We start from the raw sequence: 16778 nt of genomic DNA, 5'->3' as shown, positions 1-16778 counted from the left end.
TTTGGGAACAATCACTATCCGTAGGTGTCCCGCGGACCCCGACCGCGGACGTGACGTTCACCTTTTCGCCAGCTCTGCGTGGTCGGCCCGGTGATACGGAGTGAGGTCACCACACCGTGGCCGACCGCCGCGGCGATCTTCGCCAGAATCTGCGACTGCATCAGCCTCAGTTGCGTCGCCCAGGCCGTCGACTCGGCGGAGATACTGAGCACTCCGTCCTTGAGCCCGGTGGGATCGGCGTGCGCCGAGATGTCCTCACCGACGACGCTGGCCCACCTCCCCAGCACGGCGCCTTCGGACACCTTGGCCGACCATCCACGCTTGGACGCGATCGAATTGGCGAGTGCGCCGAATGCCTGCGGATCTCGGTCGTCGGGCCCGGCTCCCGACCAACCCCGTCGCCGACGCCCCCGCAGCGCACGGACGCCACCCGTCGGAGACGACCGCCCTTGCCCCACCGACTTTCCACTGGCTTTGGCCGCGGCGCGCGCGTCCTCGAGTGCACGACGTGCGAGATCGACGCCCTTCAACTCCGGCGTCTCGCCCTTGTCTGCGGATGCTCCTTCGTCGTCGTTCATCGAGCCTCGCTCTCCTCGCGTCCGGCGTCGACGGTGATCGACAGATTCGTGATACGCGAGATACGGCCTGCTGCACCGGATTCCGAGTTCTGCTGTGCTTCGACGCCGTAGCGACGGGCATCGAGTTCGGGTGGTACGTCCTCCGGTACCGCGGCCGTGATCAACACCTGCTCGGCACCGGCCGCCACCGTCGCGAGCGCAGCACGCCTCTTTCGGTCGAGTTCGGCGAACACGTCGTCGAGCATCAGCACGGGATCTGTGCCGTCCTCGCGCAACAGGCCGAAGGACCCCAGCCGCAACGACAGAGCATACGACCACGATTCACCATGGCTGGCAAAACCTTTGGTGGGCTGATCACCGAGCATCAACTCCACATCGTCTCGATGAGGCCCCACCAGACACACACCGCGTTCGATTTCTCGCTGTCTCATCACCGAGAGTTGGTGCAGGAAAGCGGCTTCCAGCACATCGACGTCGTCCGGTAACGGGGCCCGGCCGGCATCGGAGAATTCCGGCGGCAATGCTTCGGCAAGGCTGCAGCGATAGGACAGAGTCGCGGGTCGCGATTCCGGCGCGATGGACCCGTAGGCCTGCTGCACGAAAGGCATCAGCTCGTGCACCAAACCTATTCTGGCAGCGAGCAATCGAGCTCCGTGCGCCGCGAGATGCCCGTCCCAGACGTCGAGGGTGGCGAGAGCACTTGCACCGTCGCTCGACGACGATCCTCGACGCAACGAGCCGCCGGCCGTCTTGAGCAGTGCCGAGCGCTGACGCAGAACCTTGTCGTAATCGGCACGGACAGTGGCCATTCGAGGAATTCGGCTGGTGAGCAGTTCATCCAGATACCGTCGACGCTCGCCGGGATCGCCACGCACGAGGGACAGGTCCTCGGGAGCGAACAGCACACTCTGCAACACGCCCAGAATCTCCCGCGGTCGTCGCAACGGCGAGCGGTTCATCCGAGCCTTGTTGGCCTTGCCCTCGAGCAGCTCCACATCGATGATCAGCTCACGACCATGATTGACCACGGCGCTGCCCACGAACGCCTTGGGAGCACCCGCCCTAATCATCGGAGCATCCGTCGACACGCGATGCGAGGACAACGTCGACAGATAGTTGAGGGACTCGAGCAGGTTGGTCTTGCCGTGCCCGTTCGGTCCCACGAACACCGTGGAGCCCGGTCCCAGGTCGACGGTGACGTCGTCCCAGGATCGGAAGTCGTGTAGCTGCAGAGACCGGACGAACACTTACTCGTGTTTCGGGGCCGGTGCGCGCAGGGTCTCGTCGGCGTCTGCCTTCTTGACCGCGTGCCCACCGAATTGGTTTCGCAAAGCCGAGACGGCCTTCATTGCCGGCGAATCCTCTTGACGCGAAGCGAATCTCGCGAACAGCGCGGCAGAGATAACCGGAGCGGGTACGGCGTGGCGAATAGCTTCCTCGACGGTCCAACGACCCTCACCGGAGTCCTCGGTGTATCCGGAGATCGCACTGAATTCCGGATCCTGACCGAGTGCTTCGACCAACAGATCGAGCAACCAGGACCGCACGACCGTGCCCTTGCTCCACGCCCGCAGCACACCTTGCACGTCCTGCACGAGCTCTTCCGCTTCGAGGATCTCGTAGCCCTCGGCATATGCCTGCATCAATCCGTATTCGATGCCGTTGTGCACCATCTTCGAGTAGTGGCCTGCGCCGACCGGGCCGGCGTGAACGAATCCGTCCGCGCGTTCACCTTCCGGACGCAGGGCGTCGAAGATAGGCATCGCATGGGCGACGTGCTCGTCCTGACCGCCGACCATCAAGCCGTAGCCGTTCTTCAGGCCCCACACACCGCCGGATACACCGGCATCGACGTAGCCGATTCCTTTGGCGTCCAACAACTCTGCGTTGGGCTTGTCATCGGTGAATCGTGAGTTCCCACCGTCGATCACCAGATCGCCCGGCTCGAGAACCTCAGCCAGGCCCGTGATCGTATCGCGGGTGATCTGGCCGGATGGAACCATCACCCACACCACCCTCGGTGCCGTCAACGCCTCAGCCAGACCGGCCAACGACGGGGTGTCCGTCACCTCCGGCCGGGGGTCGTAGCCGATGACCTCGTGACCATGCTCGCGCAACCTCTCGCGCATGTTGAAGCCCATTTTTCCGAGACCGACCAAGCCGAGCTGCATGATGACGCGTCCTTGTCTGTGTCAGGTGCGAAGGTTCCCGCGGGTCCAACAGTAACCAGGCAGGATCAGCCCGGCAGCCTGACGGGCATCAGCAGATACGTGTATTCGGATTTGGGCGCCGCGAACTTGCCCGCGTCGTCGGCCACCAGTTCTTCGTCCGACGTCGGACGCAGCACTGCAGGCCGGCTCGGCGTCGTGAACCCGAACGTCACCTTTTCGCTGTGCAGCGAGGACAACCCGTCGATGAGATATCCCGGGTTGAAGGCAATGGTCAGTGCTTCGCCCTGGAAGTCGGCAGGCAGAGCTTCCTCGGCGCGACCTGCATCGTCGCCACCTGCGGACAGCAGTACACCGTCGGCGTTGAATTCCAGGCGGACCTGCGCACCGCGCTCGGCCACCAGTGCCACACGCTTGATCGCCTCGACCAGCGACGCGATCTCGAGAGTCGCCACTGCAGTGTGCTCGGCCGGCAGCAACTGACGGAACTTCGGGAATTCGGCGTCGAGCAAGCGCGTGGTAGTGCGGCGCCCATCGCTGACGATGCCCAACAGGCCGTCGCTGCCGATGGACGAACCGGAACCGAGAGCCAGTTCGACCGGCGAGCCGGAGTTACCACCCAGAGTCTTCGCCGACTCGGACAAAGTCTTGGCCGGGATGAGCACCGCGGTGGTGGTGTCGGCCCCGGCGGGAGCCCACTCCACCTCACGAACCGCCAACCGGAAACGGTCGGTGGCAGCAAGAACGACGTTGGTGCCGTCGATCTCGACGCGGATACCGGTGAGCATGGGAAGCGTGTCGTCCTTGCCCGCCGCGATGGCGACCTGGGCAATTGCCTCGGAGAAGACATCACCGGCCAGCGAACCGGTGTTGCTGGGCAACTCGGGGAGCTGGGGGTAGTCCTCCACCGGCATCGTCGGCAGGGAGAACTTGGCGCTTCCGCAGTTGACCAGAACGCGGGTTCCATCGACCGTGACGTCGACCGGCTTGTTCGGCAGCGACTTGGTGATGTCGGCAAGTAGCTTGCCCGACACCAGAACTCGGCCTGCCGTGGCTACCTCGGCAGAGACTTTGACCTGAGCGGAGACCTCGTAGTCGAATCCGGAGACCGTCAGACCCTGCTCATCGGCGGCAAGAAGAACTCCACCGAGAACGGGAACGGGCGGCCGTGACGGGAGGCTACGGGCCACCCACGCCACGGAATCGGAAAAATCTTCACGAGCAACGCGAAACTTCAAACTTCCAAGCTCCATCGCTCGGCATTTCCTCTCGTTCGGTGGCGTTCGTCCTCACGGCCGGAGCGGTGCAACCACGATGGTTGCGGCTCGAACCGATGCAACGACGAGTGTGGCACATCCAGCGCAAGCACACCGTATGCCCTCCGAACCCGAGACGAAAGCTCGAGGTTCGAGCCGTACGTGGGATTCGGGTGATCTCGTCGGGCCTGTGAACGGATCGTTCCCCAACACCTGTTTTCAAAGAAGTTCTTTCAAGGAGAAAACAGAAGTATTAATAGGTCCTGTGCAATCTGTGCACGGACGGTTGGATCTGCTGGTCGCCTCGCGTGGTGTCGTGGGGATGAATTCGGGACCAATATGCGATTGACGGGCGGCTGCCTGTGGACGAATCCCATCGGTGCACAGGCGCCCACACTCCATCCCCAGAACTTCGATGTTGTCCACATGGTTATCCACAGGTGTGAATCAATGGTCGACGCCGGAAAAATAGGTTGGCATCGAGTCGAAAATTGGCGCCCATCATGGACGAGAAACGGCGACGGCACCGAACCCGCGATGGGATTCGGTGCCGTCTTCTGCGTTGGTCTGTGCCCGGTGGGCTACCGCTTCGAGCGTTGCTTGATCCGTGCAGTGAGCTCTTGGACCTGGTCGTACACCTTCCGGCGCTCGGTCATCTCCTTGCGAATCTTCTTGTCCGCGTACATGACCGTCGTGTGATCTCGTCCGAACGTCTGGCCGATCTTGGGCAGCGACAAGTCGGTGAGCTCGCGGCAGAGATACATGGCGATCTGCCTGGCCATCGCCAGCGCTCGGGCCTTACCCGGGCCGCACAGGTCCTCGATGGAGGTGTTGAAGTACTCCGCCGTGACGGCCATGATCGTTGCGGCATTGATCTCGAGACTCGACGAATCGGGAATGAGATCGCGCAGCACCACCTCCGCCAGTGTGAGGTCGAGCGCTTGCCCGTTGAGCGATGCGAATGCCGTCACACGAATGAGGGCGCCTTCGAGCTCACGGATGTTTCGTTCGATGCGGCTGGCGATCAGTTCGAGTACGTCGTGGGGCACGTCGAGTCGGTCCATCCGAGCCTTCTTGCTCAGAATGGCGATGCGCGTCTCGAGCTCGGGCGGCTGCACATCGGTGATCAGGCCCCACTCGAAGCGGGTACGGAGCCGCTCTTCCAGGGTGGCCAGCTGCTTCGGGGGCCGGTCGGACGAGACGACGATCTGTTTGTTGGCGTTGTGCAGTGTGTTGAAGGTGTGGAAGAACTCCTCCTGGATGCCTTCCTTGCCCTCGATGAACTGAATGTCGTCGACGAGCAGCACGTCCGTCTCGCGGTAGCGGCGTTTGAACGCCACTTTGCGGTCGTCACGAAGACTGTTGATGAAGTCGTTCGTGAATTCTTCGGTGGAGACGTACTTGACCCGCATTCCGGGGAACAGTCGCTGCGCATAGTGACCGGCCGCGTGCAGGAGATGAGTCTTGCCCAATCCCGACGCACCCCACACGAACAGCGGATTGTAGGCGCGGGCAGGTGCTTCGGCGATGGCCACGGCAGCTGCGTGAGCGAACCGATTGGAGGCGCCGATGACGAACGTGTCGAAGGTGTACTTCGAGTTCAAGCTGTTCGCGCCCGACGACGGGGGTGACGATTCGGGGGGTTTGGTGAAATACGTCGGCCACGAGTTCTGCACGCTCGCCAACGCTTCGCGCTCGTCGTCCACCTCTTCGTAATCGGCGGTCTCGGAATCGGAAGGTTCGTCGTCTCTGCTGGTCAGGACGCGGCGCCGGTAGGTGGGCGAGCTGACGGCGTCGGGAAAGGCCGACCGCTCGGAGTCGATCTTCTCGTCCTCGGGAGCGGAGATGCGGACCCCGAGGCCCTCGACGCCCTGCCCGAGATGTCGGCCCAGTGCTCCGAGGATCGGCTCTCGAAGGTCTCGCTCGATCGCTTCTTGAGCGAAAGTCGAGGGAACGGCCAGCAGGGCGAACCCCTGCGTCAGAGTCAGCGGTTTGACCAGTGCGAGCCAGGCCTTCTGGCCCTTGGTGAGGGGAGACCCACTGTGACGGTCGGAAGTGAGCTCCGCGACCACCTCGGGCCAGATACGCGCGAGCGCATCCGGATCGTCGTTCACGTCGATCCCTCCGTTGTCGAGCATCGGTGTCTCGGCGGTGGTTGGACCGCCGAGCATTGGTCTCGTACGGGTACGACGCGTCGAAACTCGTGCGTCGTTTCCTGCCCGCGCGACGTCGGCGTCGGATAGCGTCGTCGATCGTGCGTCGCCGCGGCGGAGACCAGGGTCCGTGGGTGGACCCCGCAAGGTACGAATATGCCACCTGATCTGTGTTTCCACACAATTATCCACAGGTGTGGATAAACGACACCGATGTGACCCCAGGGCTCCTCCCTGCCCGTGGTATCACGCACGCACAAGTCTGACCTGCATGGATGGTCGCTGTCTGTCGTACGATCGGACGAACCGCGTGGGCTCGATCGGTCGTCGGCGAGCGATGTCGAGGCACATCACACCCTCGGTCGCCGAATCCTCCGGTGCCTGTGCATGAACGGCCGAGCCGATCGGTTCGGAGCGAGTTTGACCACCGGTGACTCGATCAGTACTCTCGAACAGTCACCCAATAGCGAGGTGGCCGATGCTTGCTGGCTGCTCACAGTCTGTCTTCACTCGGATTTCTCGCTCGGGAGGCAAGCGACTTCATCCGAACTCGCTGGAACCTTTACAGCAGGCGCCGACAGATCGGCGTCTTCGAATCTCGAGGAGTGTTGACCGTGGCCAAGGGCAAGCGGACGTTCCAGCCGAACAATCGCCGCCGCGCGCGCGTTCATGGCTTCCGTCTTCGTATGCGTACCCGTGCGGGTCGTGCAATCGTTTCCGCACGTCGCGGCAAGGGCCGTAAAGAACTCACAGCCTGATATTCGTTCGTCCGGACCTTGGAGCTCGGGATGCTTCCTGAGCCGAATCGACTGCACCGAGCACGTGATTTTTCCGTAGCGGTGCGTCGAGGACGCCGAATGGGTAGATCTGATCTGGTCGTTCACGCCGTTGTGCGGGACGAGCAGGACATCGCATCGACCGTTCGGGGACCACGATTCGGATTGATCGTCAGCAAGGCAGTCGGGCCGGCCGTAACTCGTCATCGAGTTGCGCGCCGGCTTCGGCATATCTGTACCGACGTGGTCGGTGAGCTCCCCGAGACCACCGACGTGGTCATCCGCGCATTGCCGGGTGCCGCGACAGCGTCCTCGGCAGATCTATTGGTTCAACTGCGTTCAGGATTGAAGAAGCTCGGTCTTCTCGAAGCTCCGAAGGGTCCGCCGTCATGACATTCATGGGCAACCTTCGTTCCATTCCTGCTCGAACTCTCATGTATTTCATCGGGTTGTACCGAACCTATGTGTCCCCGATGAGACCTCCTACCTGTCGCTTCTCCCCCACCTGCAGTGAGTACGCCATCGAGGCGCTCGAGGTGCACGGGATGTTGAAGGGCTCGTTGCTGGCAGTCGTCCGCCTCCTCAAATGTGCTCCCTGGCACTCTGGAGGATGGAACCCGGTGCCTGAACCCGGTAAGTGGCGCGCGAGCGTCACCGAGATGACCGAAACCGAAGAACACCACGATCTCGTGCGAGTGGAAGAACAGAGGAGTACATAGAGCCGTGCTCGACTTCATTTACTATCCGGTTGCCTGGATTCTCTGGGTGTGGCACAAGGTGTTCGGCTTTGTGTTCCAGGATCCCAGCAATGGATTCGCCTGGGCACTGTCCGTCGTCTTCCTGGTCTTCACACTGCGCTTGATTCTGTACAAGCCCTTCGTCAAGCAGGTTCGCACGACGCGGCAGATGCAGGAGCTACAGCCGCAGATCAAGGCTCTGCAGAAGAAGTACGGCAAAGACAAACAAAAAATGGCCGTCGAGATGCAGAAACTGCAGAAGGAACACGGCTTCAACCCGCTGATGGGCTGTCTACCCGTGTTGGCACAGGCGCCGGTGTTCATCGGACTGTTTCACGTGCTTCGTTCGTTCAACCGCACCGGCACCGGCGTCGGTCAGCTCGGTCTGAGCCCGGAAGAGAACCGCGAACTCTCGAACTATGCGTTCAGCGTGGCCGATGTGCAGTCGTTCCTCGACGCTCGACTGTTCGGAGCCCCGATTTCGGCATGGATCACCATGCCGCAGGAGCAGCTCAACGCGTTCGCCGTGGGACCGGGCGCCTCCATTCCGTCGACGTTCGTCATCGCGGCGGTGTCGATTCCGCTGATGATCATCGCGGCGATCATGACCCACATGAACTCGCGTGCATCGGTGGCCCGTCAGAGCGCTGCAGCAGCTGCGAATCCGCAGTCCGCGATCATGAACAAGCTTGCGCTGTACGTGTTCCCGCTGGGCGTGTTGGTCTTCGGCGCCCTGCTACCGATCGCGATCCTGCTGTACTGGGTCAGTAACAACACCTGGACGTACGCACAGCAGCACCTGGTATTCGGAAAGATCGACAAAGAAGAAGCTGCCAAGGCTGTCGCTGCCGTGGAGAAGCGTTCCGAGAATGCGCCGAAGCCGGGCGTGAAGCCGGTATCGGTGACCAAGCCGAAGCCGGGTGCGCGGCCCAAGCTGTCGAAGATGGCGCCGGTAGACGACGATGCGACGACCGACAGCGGTGACACTTCGGGTACCGCCAACGGTGCGGCAACTCCGGTCAGGCCGAGGCCGCAGGCGAACCGGAACAAGTCGACCAAGCGCAAGCGGCGCTGACCGACACGTCGAGAGAAGGACGAACATGGCAGCGGACGTAGAAGAAGCTCAGAACGACGAAGTACAGAAGCCAGTCGGTGCGGTATCCGGGGATGGAGTGAATGACGTGATGGTCGAGGCCGATCAGCTCAGCGCGGTCGACGCGGATGCGGACGAGAATGCCGTGATAGAGCAATCCCCCGCGTCCGAGGTGGTCGAAGACAAGGCCGCGAAGGCCGCGCCTGACGATGACGACGACGATGATGACGACGAGGACTACTTGGTCGAGGAAGGCGAGATCGCCGGCGATTACCTCGAACAGCTTCTCGACGTTCTCGACTTCGACGGAGATATCGACCTGGACGTCGAGGGCGACCGGGCCATCGTCAGCATCGACGGTGGGGACGATCTCGCCAAGCTCGTAGGCCGTAAGGGTGAGGTTCTCGATGCTCTTCAGGAACTGACCCGATTGGCCGTTCAGCAGTCGACCGGAGAGCGCAGCAAGCTGATGCTCGACGTTGCCGGCTGGCGGGCGAAGCGTCGTACCGAACTGGGCAATCTCGGTGCCGAAGCCGCGCGTCGAGTGTTGGAATCGGGCGAGCGAGAAGAACTGACTCCGATGACTCCGTTCGAGCGCAAGATCGTGCACGATGCAGTCGCCAAGATCGACGGCGTTGCCAGCGAGAGCACAGGAGTCGAGCCGTCTCGGCGGGTAGTTGTCGTCAAGGGATAGCAACGCTCCACCTCCCGACAACCTGTTCGGGTTGCACGATCTGATGGCCCCCACTTCGGTGGGGGCCATCGTCGTACGTGGACATTGGTGTCCAGGCGCGGCTCGAATGTCATCCGTGTAATTCTGACGCGCAACACTGTCCGAGAATCGTTTGCGATCGAACTTTTCGTCGAAATATTTCGATCCAGGTATGCGCGACGCTTTCGTCACTGTGACGCGTGTACGCGGCTCGGTTGTTGGTGGTCGATGAGTCGAGTGTTGTGGTTTCACGTGAAACAACGCCGGAAGTCTTCAGGCACTCGGGAAGGGGCACGGTTGGGCAGCGCTCCGAAACCGAGGGTTGACGACGGGGAAGTACGCGCCGGGGACGGTCACGACCGACCTTTGATGTTTCACGTGAAACCGGGCTTCCGTGCGCAGCTGGGGCGAATCGATTTTTTGACTGTCGCTCGGGTAGGTCATGAAGAGGTTCTCGGCATCGGGTGTTCGAGTCATGACGCCGGCCTCTCCAGGTATCGCCGGACCGGCATCTCCAGACCCGCGTCGGACACGAATCGGGGCCGCGACTGTGATCGGAGATATGGTGCGGCGGGATCAGCGACGAATGGTCAGTTGCCGCGATCTCTTGCCACCATCTGTCAGTGGATGGTGGAGATTGCACCAATGACGTCCGCCCGCGCTTGGTTACTCGGATCCTGGACGCATCGTGAGCACGGGCTTCGGACGAATTCCCGACCAGATCTTCGAGTGTGCAGACCGTCAGGGTGGCCGGCTCTGTAGTCCTCGCTGTGGTTGTGCGGAGTCTCCCTTGACCGGTGCCGCCTCTGTCCCTCACGGACGCATCGCGTCGGGCCCACGAACTGGGAGCGGCGGCGCGGTTGGCCATCAGGTGGAGCGGGCGGCTAACCGCTCCCCCGGCTCGCTCGACAGGTCGATGATCAGTCACAGCGGGGAAGCAAACGCGACGATCTTCACCGAAGGACCCACGCCCCGGATCCGAGACGCGACCGCACGTGTCACCCGTTCGCGCGGGGCGATCCGGCGATGGGGTGATCGGTCAGCGTCACGCAAGAAATCGTGGTCGCCGATCCTATGGATTCTGAATACAGCCGGACTTCCCGAGCTGATCGGATCTGAGGTGTTCGCACGATGGCACTCGAAGTGTCGAACGTGAAGTGTGTCGGTTTGTCGACATCGTCCCCACCGGACTGGATCCGCTCGCCTCGACCGAGAGGCCTCGGCAATCGAGGGAAGGCTGCAACAGCAAAGTCTCCGGCGCGTCGAATAGGAAACAGTTTCACGTGAAACATCGTCGTCGGTGATCCACGCCGGATTGCTCGACGCGACGAAGGTGCGTATTCGTCGTTGCTTAGACCGCGATCCCTCCAGACGGGATCGCTCGGTTCTGGCGAGCCTCTGTAGTAATCGGTCGAAAGCTGCCACAGCAGAACCCCCGCGTCCGTCGGGCGGGAAGAAGTTTCACGTGAAACATATGGCACCGCCGCCGACACTGGACAAGCCTCGCGACGGGTGATCGAGCCGTGTGGCTCTCGTCGGGCGACTCGTCCGGGGTGCACCCCGGACGGCGTCGTCGAGAACTGGGAGCCGATGAGATCCGGATCCTCAGGGAAGCAGTTCGGCGGACGCCACCCACGGGATCAGGAACCGTACGTGGTCTGGACAGATACGAGGGATGGTGCCGCCCGGCTTCAGAAGTATCGGATAACCCGCCGAGGAGAGCGATGTCCGAATCAGTGTGCAGTTTCGCGTACTTACAGCGATGTCGTTTGGCGTTCCGCGCCCAGGCACGGGAAGATGTTTCACGTGGAACAAGAACGCTCGGATAGCACCCAGTTGATGGCAATCGCGGAGCAGGTATTCGGGGACCGAATCGAATTGGCCCGGCAGTATCACGACTCGTTGGCGACTGCGGGCGTCGAGCGTGGGCTCATCGGACCTCGAGAGGTTCCACGACTCTGGGAACGCCACATCCTCAACTGCGCGGCGATCGGCGAACTCATAGACGAGGGCGAGACCGTCGTGGACATCGGCAGCGGCGCGGGACTCCCCGGAATCCCGTTGGCAATCGCAAGGCCGGACCTACGTGTCACTCTTGTGGAGCCGCTTCTTCGCCGCACCGTGTACCTCGCCGAGTTCATCGAGGAGCACGATCTGAACGTCCTGGTTGTACGCGGTCGCGCTGAACAGCCCGGCGTGAAGAAGGAGGCGGGCGGCGCCGATGTGGTCACGTCGCGGGCAGTCGCCCCGTTGGAGAAGCTCGCCAAGTGGTCGCTTCCTCTGGTTCACGATCACGGTCGGATGCTGGCTCTGAAGGGATCGAGTGCCGGTGAAGAGATCGAGCGAGACCGGGCTTCCCTCACTCGTATGGGTGCTGGCAAGCTGGAGGTCGTGGAGTGCGGAGTGGGCCTGCTTCCTACTCCAACCATCGTCGTCAGAGCGGTCCGTCAGCCTCGGCGACCGGGTCGTCACTGACCTTCGGTTGCGGACTCGTCAGTCCCGCGCTCGTCCTTATCGATCGTATTGAACACAGTCAGTTCCGCACTAAGGAGCACATATGTCGGGTGGGTCCGATTCCGCTGTTTCACGTGAAACAGCATCCAAGAAGAACGCGTCCAACTCGTCCGAGTCGGCACCGGCGGTGAAGAAGAGCTCCGACTTCGAGTACACCAACGCGATCTCGCCCGACGACACTCCGATCGGTGCCGCGGCACATCGAGCCAGTCAGGTTCTGCACCCTGGATCGGTATCGCTCCCGAAGCCGGCAAAGCGGCGCATGCTGACGATCGCCAATCAGAAGGGCGGCGTCGGCAAGACCACCACCGCCGTGAACCTGGCTGCCGCGCTCGCCCTTCAGGGCCTGACAGTCCTGGTGGTCGATCTCGACCCCCAGGGCAACGCCAGCACCGCTCTGGGCGTCGAGCACCACTCCGGTGTGCCGTCGAGCTACGAGGTGCTCATCGGTGAAGTCAGCGCCAAGGATGCCGTGCAGCAGAGCCCGCACAGCGAGCGACTGTTCTGCATTCCGGCCACGATCGATCTTGCCGGAGCAGAGATCGAATTGGTGTCGATGGTTGCCCGTGAAGGCCGACTGAAGACAGCCTTGTCGGTCGAGGAGCTCGGGGGAATCGACGCGGACTTCATCCTGATCGACTGCCCTCCGTCACTCGGCCTGCTGACGGTCAACGCGCTCGTTGCAGCGACCGAGGTACTCATTCCGATCCAATGCGAGTACTACGCACTCGAAGGAGTGGGACAACTCCTGCGCAATATCGAGCTGGTGCAGTCGCATCTGAACCCCGAACTTCACGTCTCCACGGTGATCCTGACGATGTACGACGGCCGTACGAAGTTGGCGGACCAGGTCGCGGAAGAGGTCCGCAAGCACTTCGGGGACGCCGTCCTGAGGGCCGTCATTCCTCGGAGCGTGAAGGTATCCGAGGCACCCGGTTACGGCATGACAGTGCTCGATTACGACCCCGGTTCACGAGGTGCGATGAGTTACCTGGACGCCGGACGAGAACTCGCCGCGCGGTCGGCCGGCATCGACGAAGCACGAAAGAAGTAAGTAGATGAGCCAAACGCGTAAAGGTGGCCTCGGCCGAGGCCTGGCCTCGCTCATTCCGACGGGACCCGATGCCGGGCCGCGCCTCGGCAGTGCAGCCGCAGACGTGATCATCGGGGCGGATCGCAATGCCAAGGACAAGCCGGATACGTCCACGAAGCCGAAGCGCACGCCGGCGTCCGACGACGCAACGGAGACTGCTACGGCTCCCACCCCGACGCCGCCTGTGCTCAACGGAGACGACCTCTCCCCCGTCGGCGCCGTGTATCGCGAGATCGCACCGGATCGAATCGAAGCCAATCCGAAGCAGCCGAGACACGTCTTCGACGATGAATCTCTCGGCGAATTGGTGCACTCGATCCGCGAATTCGGGCTCATGCAGCCCATCGTGGTTCGACTGGTTTCGGGTACCGCCGCCGCCGGAGACGGAAAATATCAGCTCGTCATGGGCGAGCGTCGGTGGCGTGCGAGCCAGGAAGCCGGCCTCGAGTCGATCCCCGCGATCGTACGCGAAACAGCAGACGACGCAATGCTGCGCGATGCGTTGCTCGAAAACATCCATCGGGTACAGCTCAATCCGCTCGAAGAGGCGGCGGCGTATCAGCAACTGCTCGAAGAATTCGATGTGACCCACGAGGAATTGGCCGCAAAAATTGGGCGTTCACGTCCGGTCGTGACCAACATGATTCGACTGTTGAAGCTACCGATTCCGGTCCAGCGTCGAGTGGCGGCGGGAGTTCTGTCGGCCGGGCACGCTCGTGCACTGCTGTCGTTGGACGCAGGTTCCGATGCACAGGAGTCGTTGGCTGCGCGGATCGTTGCCGAAGGATTGTCCGTCCGCGCGACCGAGGAAGCCGTCACCCTTGCCAATCGGGAAGATGGAACGAGCCCGGAACCGGCACCTCGACGTAAGCCGATTCAGATGCCCGGGCTTCAGGACGTCGCCGACAGGCTCTCCGATTCCTTCGATACGCGGGTGACGGTCAGTTTGGGCAAGCGAAAAGGCAAGATTGTGGTCGAGTTCGGGTCGGTGGACGACCTCGAAAGGATCGTCGAGATGATGGAAGCGCAGAAGAAAAAGTAGCGGCGTTTTTTCAGGACCAGACATACGCGGGCGAAACGTCACTGTGACGTAGCTCCACGATCTACGGTCTCGAAAGTCGCGATTGATGTCGAAAAACATTGTCATGCAACCTATTTCAGGGAAACGGTCCGCGCGAGAGGGTCGACGATCGGATCGCCTATTCTTGTCGAGGTACGGATCGGCTCCGAGACAGAATTTTCCCGTTGGAACGAATGCACGAAGGCTGAGGTAAGCGGTGTCGGCGATGGTGACCGGAGTGACTCTCGGTTCGTTCGAGCATCTGCCGTCGCATTCGCGGCGCTGTAGCTTCTGGGTGCTCGATCCTGCATCGGAGGATTTGTCGGTCGACCTCGAGTTCGAGAACGAAGTGTGGTTGTCGACCATCATGCTCGAGTGGGGATCATGTGGGCAGCTGTTGTCCGTCGACGGCAAGACGATCGGCTGCGCACTCTATTGCCCACCCCGTGCCGTTCCGCGGGCGAGTACGTTTCCGACGTCGCCCGTCAGTCACGACGCGGTTCTGCTGACGCAACTACGAATCGATTCTCCGGATGATGCCGATCTGCACTCGGCCACGCTGATTCAGGCAGTGGTGGGAGATCTCGTCAATCGAGGTGTTCGCGCCCTGGAGGCATTCGGCATTCGGCACAACGCCGACGACGCAGCGCCGGTGGTTCCGAATGCGACTGCACATCTGACGTGTTCGGCGTCGACGTGCATGATCGAAGCCGATTTTCTCGAGAAGGTCGGATTCGAAGTGATTGCACCCCACCACAGATTTCCCAGACTACGACTCGAGCTGGATCGGGATCACGGATGGAAGCAGGATGTCGAATCGGCATTGGAACAGTTGCTCATTGCAGCGAGCATCTCCGTCGTCGACATCGAACAGAAGTCGACCGTCGGAGCCCGCTGATTCTCGACCAGGAGATCAGGGCGACGGGGAGATCAGGGCGACTGGGAGATCAGGGGCGATCGGCGGCGGCGAGTTCCTCGGCGAGCAATTCGGCGAACGTGAAGGTTCCGGTCGGCTGATCGTCCTGACCCAGTAGATACAGCCGTTTCACGGCGATCAGAATTGCCTCGGCGATGATGTCGCGGAACCGCGGGTCGCTCAGCACCTCGACGTCGGATTCGTTGGTGAGGTATCCGACGTCGATCTGAATGGTCGGCATGTTGGTCAGGCGCAACAGATCCCACGTTCGGCCGTGGCTGCGGCAATCGAGAAGCGGTGTGCGAGCGACAATTTCGCGCTGCACATAGCTGGTGAGCACCTGCCCGATCATGGACGTCGAACCGTGCGAATTGCCGAAGTGGAAACTGGCGACGCCGTTGGCCACCGGGCTGGTGCTCGAGGCACACCGGAGGGAGATCATCAGATCGGCACCCCAGGCATTGGCTGTCTCGGCGCGATCGGCCACAGAGGGATTGGTGCCGCGGGCACGGGAGAGGAACGTATCCATTCCGGTCGCAGCCATTCGGCCTTCGAGGCGACTGGCCAGGTCCCACAGAATTTCCGATTCGGAGACTCGACCCAGCGCTCCGTCGACGATGCGTCCGGTATCGGCACCGCCGAGGTCGGGATCGATGACGATGCGCTTGCCGGTCAGCTGTGGTCCCGACTTTCGGACGAGCTCTTCTTCGCTCATGGCATGCGGTGATCCACCGGTGACACGCGTGCCGAGGAGATCGAGCGAACGCAACGTTGCCGGTCCGCAGATGCCATCCGGGGAAAGTCCGATTTCACGCTGGAACGAGGACAAGCCCTCGTGGGTGCGAGGGCCGAAGAAGCCGTCGACGCGTTCGTTGTAGAAACCGAGGTCCTGCAGTCGCGTCTGCAGTGAGGCGACGTCGTCTCCGTACAGCGGAGCGGACAACTGGTAGATGAGGGTTCGTGCGCCGAGATGGTACGACGCTTCTTTCAACGCTCGATACGTGGCCGGGCCGACGACACCGTCGACCAGCAGACCACGGTGCTGCTGGAATGCGCGTACAGCCCCACCGAGGGCACCGTCGAAGACGGAACCGGGAGCTGTCCAGTGACCGTCGTCCATGGGACCGGGCGGAACCACGGCCTCATGAAGGAAGCCGAGAGCCGACAGGGTGCCGCGGACCTCGGCGACGGCGGGTCCGGAATCGCCGTGACTGAGTTCCTGCATCCTCGAAATGCCTCCAGATCGTTCTGACTACACCGCATCCCGATGCGGCTGATGTGCCGACGCTGGGCATCGGCACATCAGATGATTGTCGCAGAAAGACTGCCTTCCGCTGCAATCCACACGATTCGGAGGTGAATCAGATAACGCCTTCGAGGTCCTTGAGCAGCGCGGCCTTGCCCTTGGCACCGACGATTTGCTTGACCGGCTTGCCACCCTGGAACAGGATGAGCGTCGGAATCGACATGACCTTGAAGTCGCGGGCGGCCTGCGGGTTGGCGTCGATGTCGAGCTTGGCGATCGTCAGCTTGTCCTTGTGCTCGGCGGCGATCTCCTCGAGAACCGGAGCGACCATCTTGCACGGGCCGCACCAGGTTGCCCAGAAGTCGACGAGGACGGGCTTCTCGCTGGTCAGCACGTCGTCGACGAACGACGCGTCGGTGATGGTGACTGTGCTCTTGTCGTCGGACATTTCTATCTCCTTGATGTAGGAAGCGGTG

The 16778-nt window shown here is 62.0% G+C and carries 16 protein-coding genes; 9 read left to right on the top strand and 7 right to left on the bottom strand.

All coding sequences use genetic code 11. The annotated features are described in order from the left end of the window. Window positions 1-14 precede the first annotated feature (14 nt). The 5 genes from BH93_RS00750 to dnaA all read right to left on the bottom strand — a co-directional run bounded on the left by BH93_RS00750 (window position 15) and on the right by dnaA (window position 6116). Entirely contained in the window at window positions 15-578 is a 564-nt protein-coding gene (locus tag BH93_RS00750; protein ID WP_032378760.1) for a DUF721 family protein, read from the bottom strand. Continuing rightward, on the bottom strand, window positions 575-1825 hold the full coding sequence (gene recF, locus BH93_RS00745) for a DNA replication/repair protein RecF (RefSeq protein WP_037174962.1): 1251 nt from the start codon (window positions 1823-1825) through the stop codon (window positions 575-577). Before recF ends, BH93_RS00750 begins: the two co-directional genes overlap by 4 nt. Beyond that, entirely contained in the window at window positions 1826-2749 is a 924-nt protein-coding gene (gnd, locus tag BH93_RS00740) for a phosphogluconate dehydrogenase (NAD(+)-dependent, decarboxylating) (protein WP_037174963.1), read from the bottom strand. Between the two features lie 65 nt (window positions 2750-2814). After that, window positions 2815-3999: a DNA polymerase III subunit beta gene (dnaN, locus tag BH93_RS00735; RefSeq protein ID WP_032378757.1), complete on the bottom strand. Its 1185-nt coding sequence runs from the start codon at window positions 3997-3999 to the stop codon at window positions 2815-2817. A gap of 584 nt (window positions 4000-4583) precedes the next feature. After that, window positions 4584-6116: a chromosomal replication initiator protein DnaA gene (gene dnaA, locus BH93_RS00730; protein ID WP_037175211.1), complete on the bottom strand. Its 1533-nt coding sequence runs from the start codon at window positions 6114-6116 to the stop codon at window positions 4584-4586. A gap of 653 nt (window positions 6117-6769) precedes the next feature. On the opposite strand from dnaA, the gene rpmH reads away from it, so the two are divergent. The 9 genes from rpmH (at window position 6770) to BH93_RS00685 (ending at window position 15038) form a co-directional block, all read left to right on the top strand. After that, window positions 6770-6913 carry a 50S ribosomal protein L34 gene (gene rpmH / locus BH93_RS00725; RefSeq protein WP_026347786.1) on the top strand — a complete coding sequence of 48 codons (144 nt, stop codon included), beginning with the start codon at window positions 6770-6772 and terminating at the stop codon, window positions 6911-6913. 30 nt (window positions 6914-6943) lie between these two features. Further along, complete coding sequence (gene rnpA / locus BH93_RS00720) at window positions 6944-7324, top strand: ribonuclease P protein component (RefSeq protein WP_037174966.1); 381 nt, start codon at window positions 6944-6946, stop codon at window positions 7322-7324. Further along, entirely contained in the window at window positions 7321-7650 is a 330-nt protein-coding gene (yidD, locus tag BH93_RS00715) for a membrane protein insertion efficiency factor YidD (protein ID WP_037174967.1), read from the top strand. Before rnpA ends, yidD begins: the two co-directional genes overlap by 4 nt. Window positions 7651-7654: 4 nt before the next feature. Then, window positions 7655-8743: a membrane protein insertase YidC gene (gene yidC, locus BH93_RS00710; protein WP_037174968.1), complete on the top strand. Its 1089-nt coding sequence runs from the start codon at window positions 7655-7657 to the stop codon at window positions 8741-8743. A 109-nt stretch (window positions 8744-8852) separates the two neighbouring features. Then, window positions 8853-9455 carry a Jag family protein gene (locus BH93_RS00705; RefSeq protein WP_080739140.1) on the top strand — a complete coding sequence of 201 codons (603 nt, stop codon included), beginning with the start codon at window positions 8853-8855 and terminating at the stop codon, window positions 9453-9455. A 1815-nt stretch (window positions 9456-11270) separates the two neighbouring features. Then, window positions 11271-11948 carry a 16S rRNA (guanine(527)-N(7))-methyltransferase RsmG gene (gene rsmG, locus BH93_RS00700; protein WP_037174972.1) on the top strand — a complete coding sequence of 226 codons (678 nt, stop codon included), beginning with the start codon at window positions 11271-11273 and terminating at the stop codon, window positions 11946-11948. Between the two features lie 82 nt (window positions 11949-12030). Beyond that, entirely contained in the window at window positions 12031-13041 is a 1011-nt protein-coding gene (locus BH93_RS00695; RefSeq protein WP_032378750.1) for a ParA family protein, read from the top strand. 4 nt (window positions 13042-13045) lie between these two features. Continuing rightward, window positions 13046-14122, top strand: coding sequence for a ParB/RepB/Spo0J family partition protein (locus BH93_RS00690; RefSeq protein WP_037174973.1), 1077 nt, complete (start codon window positions 13046-13048; stop codon window positions 14120-14122). Between the two features lie 235 nt (window positions 14123-14357). Continuing rightward, window positions 14358-15038, top strand: a complete 681-nt coding sequence (locus BH93_RS00685; protein ID WP_037174975.1) for a hypothetical protein — start codon at window positions 14358-14360, stop codon at window positions 15036-15038. Between the two features lie 49 nt (window positions 15039-15087). On the opposite strand, the gene BH93_RS00680 is transcribed toward BH93_RS00685, so the two are convergent. Both BH93_RS00680 and trxA read right to left on the bottom strand, forming a co-directional pair. After that, on the bottom strand, window positions 15088-16281 hold the full coding sequence (locus tag BH93_RS00680) for an N-acetylmuramoyl-L-alanine amidase (RefSeq protein ID WP_032378747.1): 1194 nt from the start codon (window positions 16279-16281) through the stop codon (window positions 15088-15090). Between the two features lie 136 nt (window positions 16282-16417). Next, window positions 16418-16750, bottom strand: coding sequence for a thioredoxin (gene trxA / locus BH93_RS00675; RefSeq protein ID WP_008711582.1), 333 nt, complete (start codon window positions 16748-16750; stop codon window positions 16418-16420). Window positions 16751-16778: the final 28 nt, after the last annotated feature.

Source organism: Rhodococcoides fascians A25f (genome assembly GCF_000760935.2).
GTDB lineage: Bacteria > Actinomycetota > Actinomycetes > Mycobacteriales > Mycobacteriaceae > Rhodococcoides.
Note: the sequence above shows the minus strand (reverse complement) of the source record. Positions and strands in the feature narration are given on the sequence as shown.

Bases quoted from the DNA above. Each gene is read 5' to 3' on its own strand.
- BH93_RS00750 (WP_032378760.1), bottom strand. From the start codon at position 578: ATGAACGACGACGAAGGAGCATCCGCAGACAAGGGCGAGACGCCGGAG.
- gnd (WP_037174963.1), bottom strand. From the start codon at position 2,749: ATGCAGCTCGGCTTGGTCGGTCTCGGAAAAATGGGCTTCAACATGCGC.
- dnaN (WP_032378757.1), bottom strand. From the start codon at position 3,999: ATGGAGCTTGGAAGTTTGAAGTTTCGCGTTGCTCGTGAAGATTTTTCC.
- rnpA (WP_037174966.1), top strand. From the start codon at position 6,944: ATGCTTCCTGAGCCGAATCGACTGCACCGAGCACGTGATTTTTCCGTA.
- yidD (WP_037174967.1), top strand. From the start codon at position 7,321: ATGACATTCATGGGCAACCTTCGTTCCATTCCTGCTCGAACTCTCATG.
- BH93_RS00705 (WP_080739140.1), top strand. From the start codon at position 8,853: ATGGTCGAGGCCGATCAGCTCAGCGCGGTCGACGCGGATGCGGACGAG.
- rsmG (WP_037174972.1), top strand. From the start codon at position 11,271: ATGTTTCACGTGGAACAAGAACGCTCGGATAGCACCCAGTTGATGGCA.
- BH93_RS00695 (WP_032378750.1), top strand. From the start codon at position 12,031: ATGTCGGGTGGGTCCGATTCCGCTGTTTCACGTGAAACAGCATCCAAG.
- BH93_RS00690 (WP_037174973.1), top strand. From the start codon at position 13,046: ATGAGCCAAACGCGTAAAGGTGGCCTCGGCCGAGGCCTGGCCTCGCTC.
- BH93_RS00680 (WP_032378747.1), bottom strand. From the start codon at position 16,281: ATGCAGGAACTCAGTCACGGCGATTCCGGACCCGCCGTCGCCGAGGTC.
- trxA (WP_008711582.1), bottom strand. From the start codon at position 16,750: ATGTCCGACGACAAGAGCACAGTCACCATCACCGACGCGTCGTTCGTC.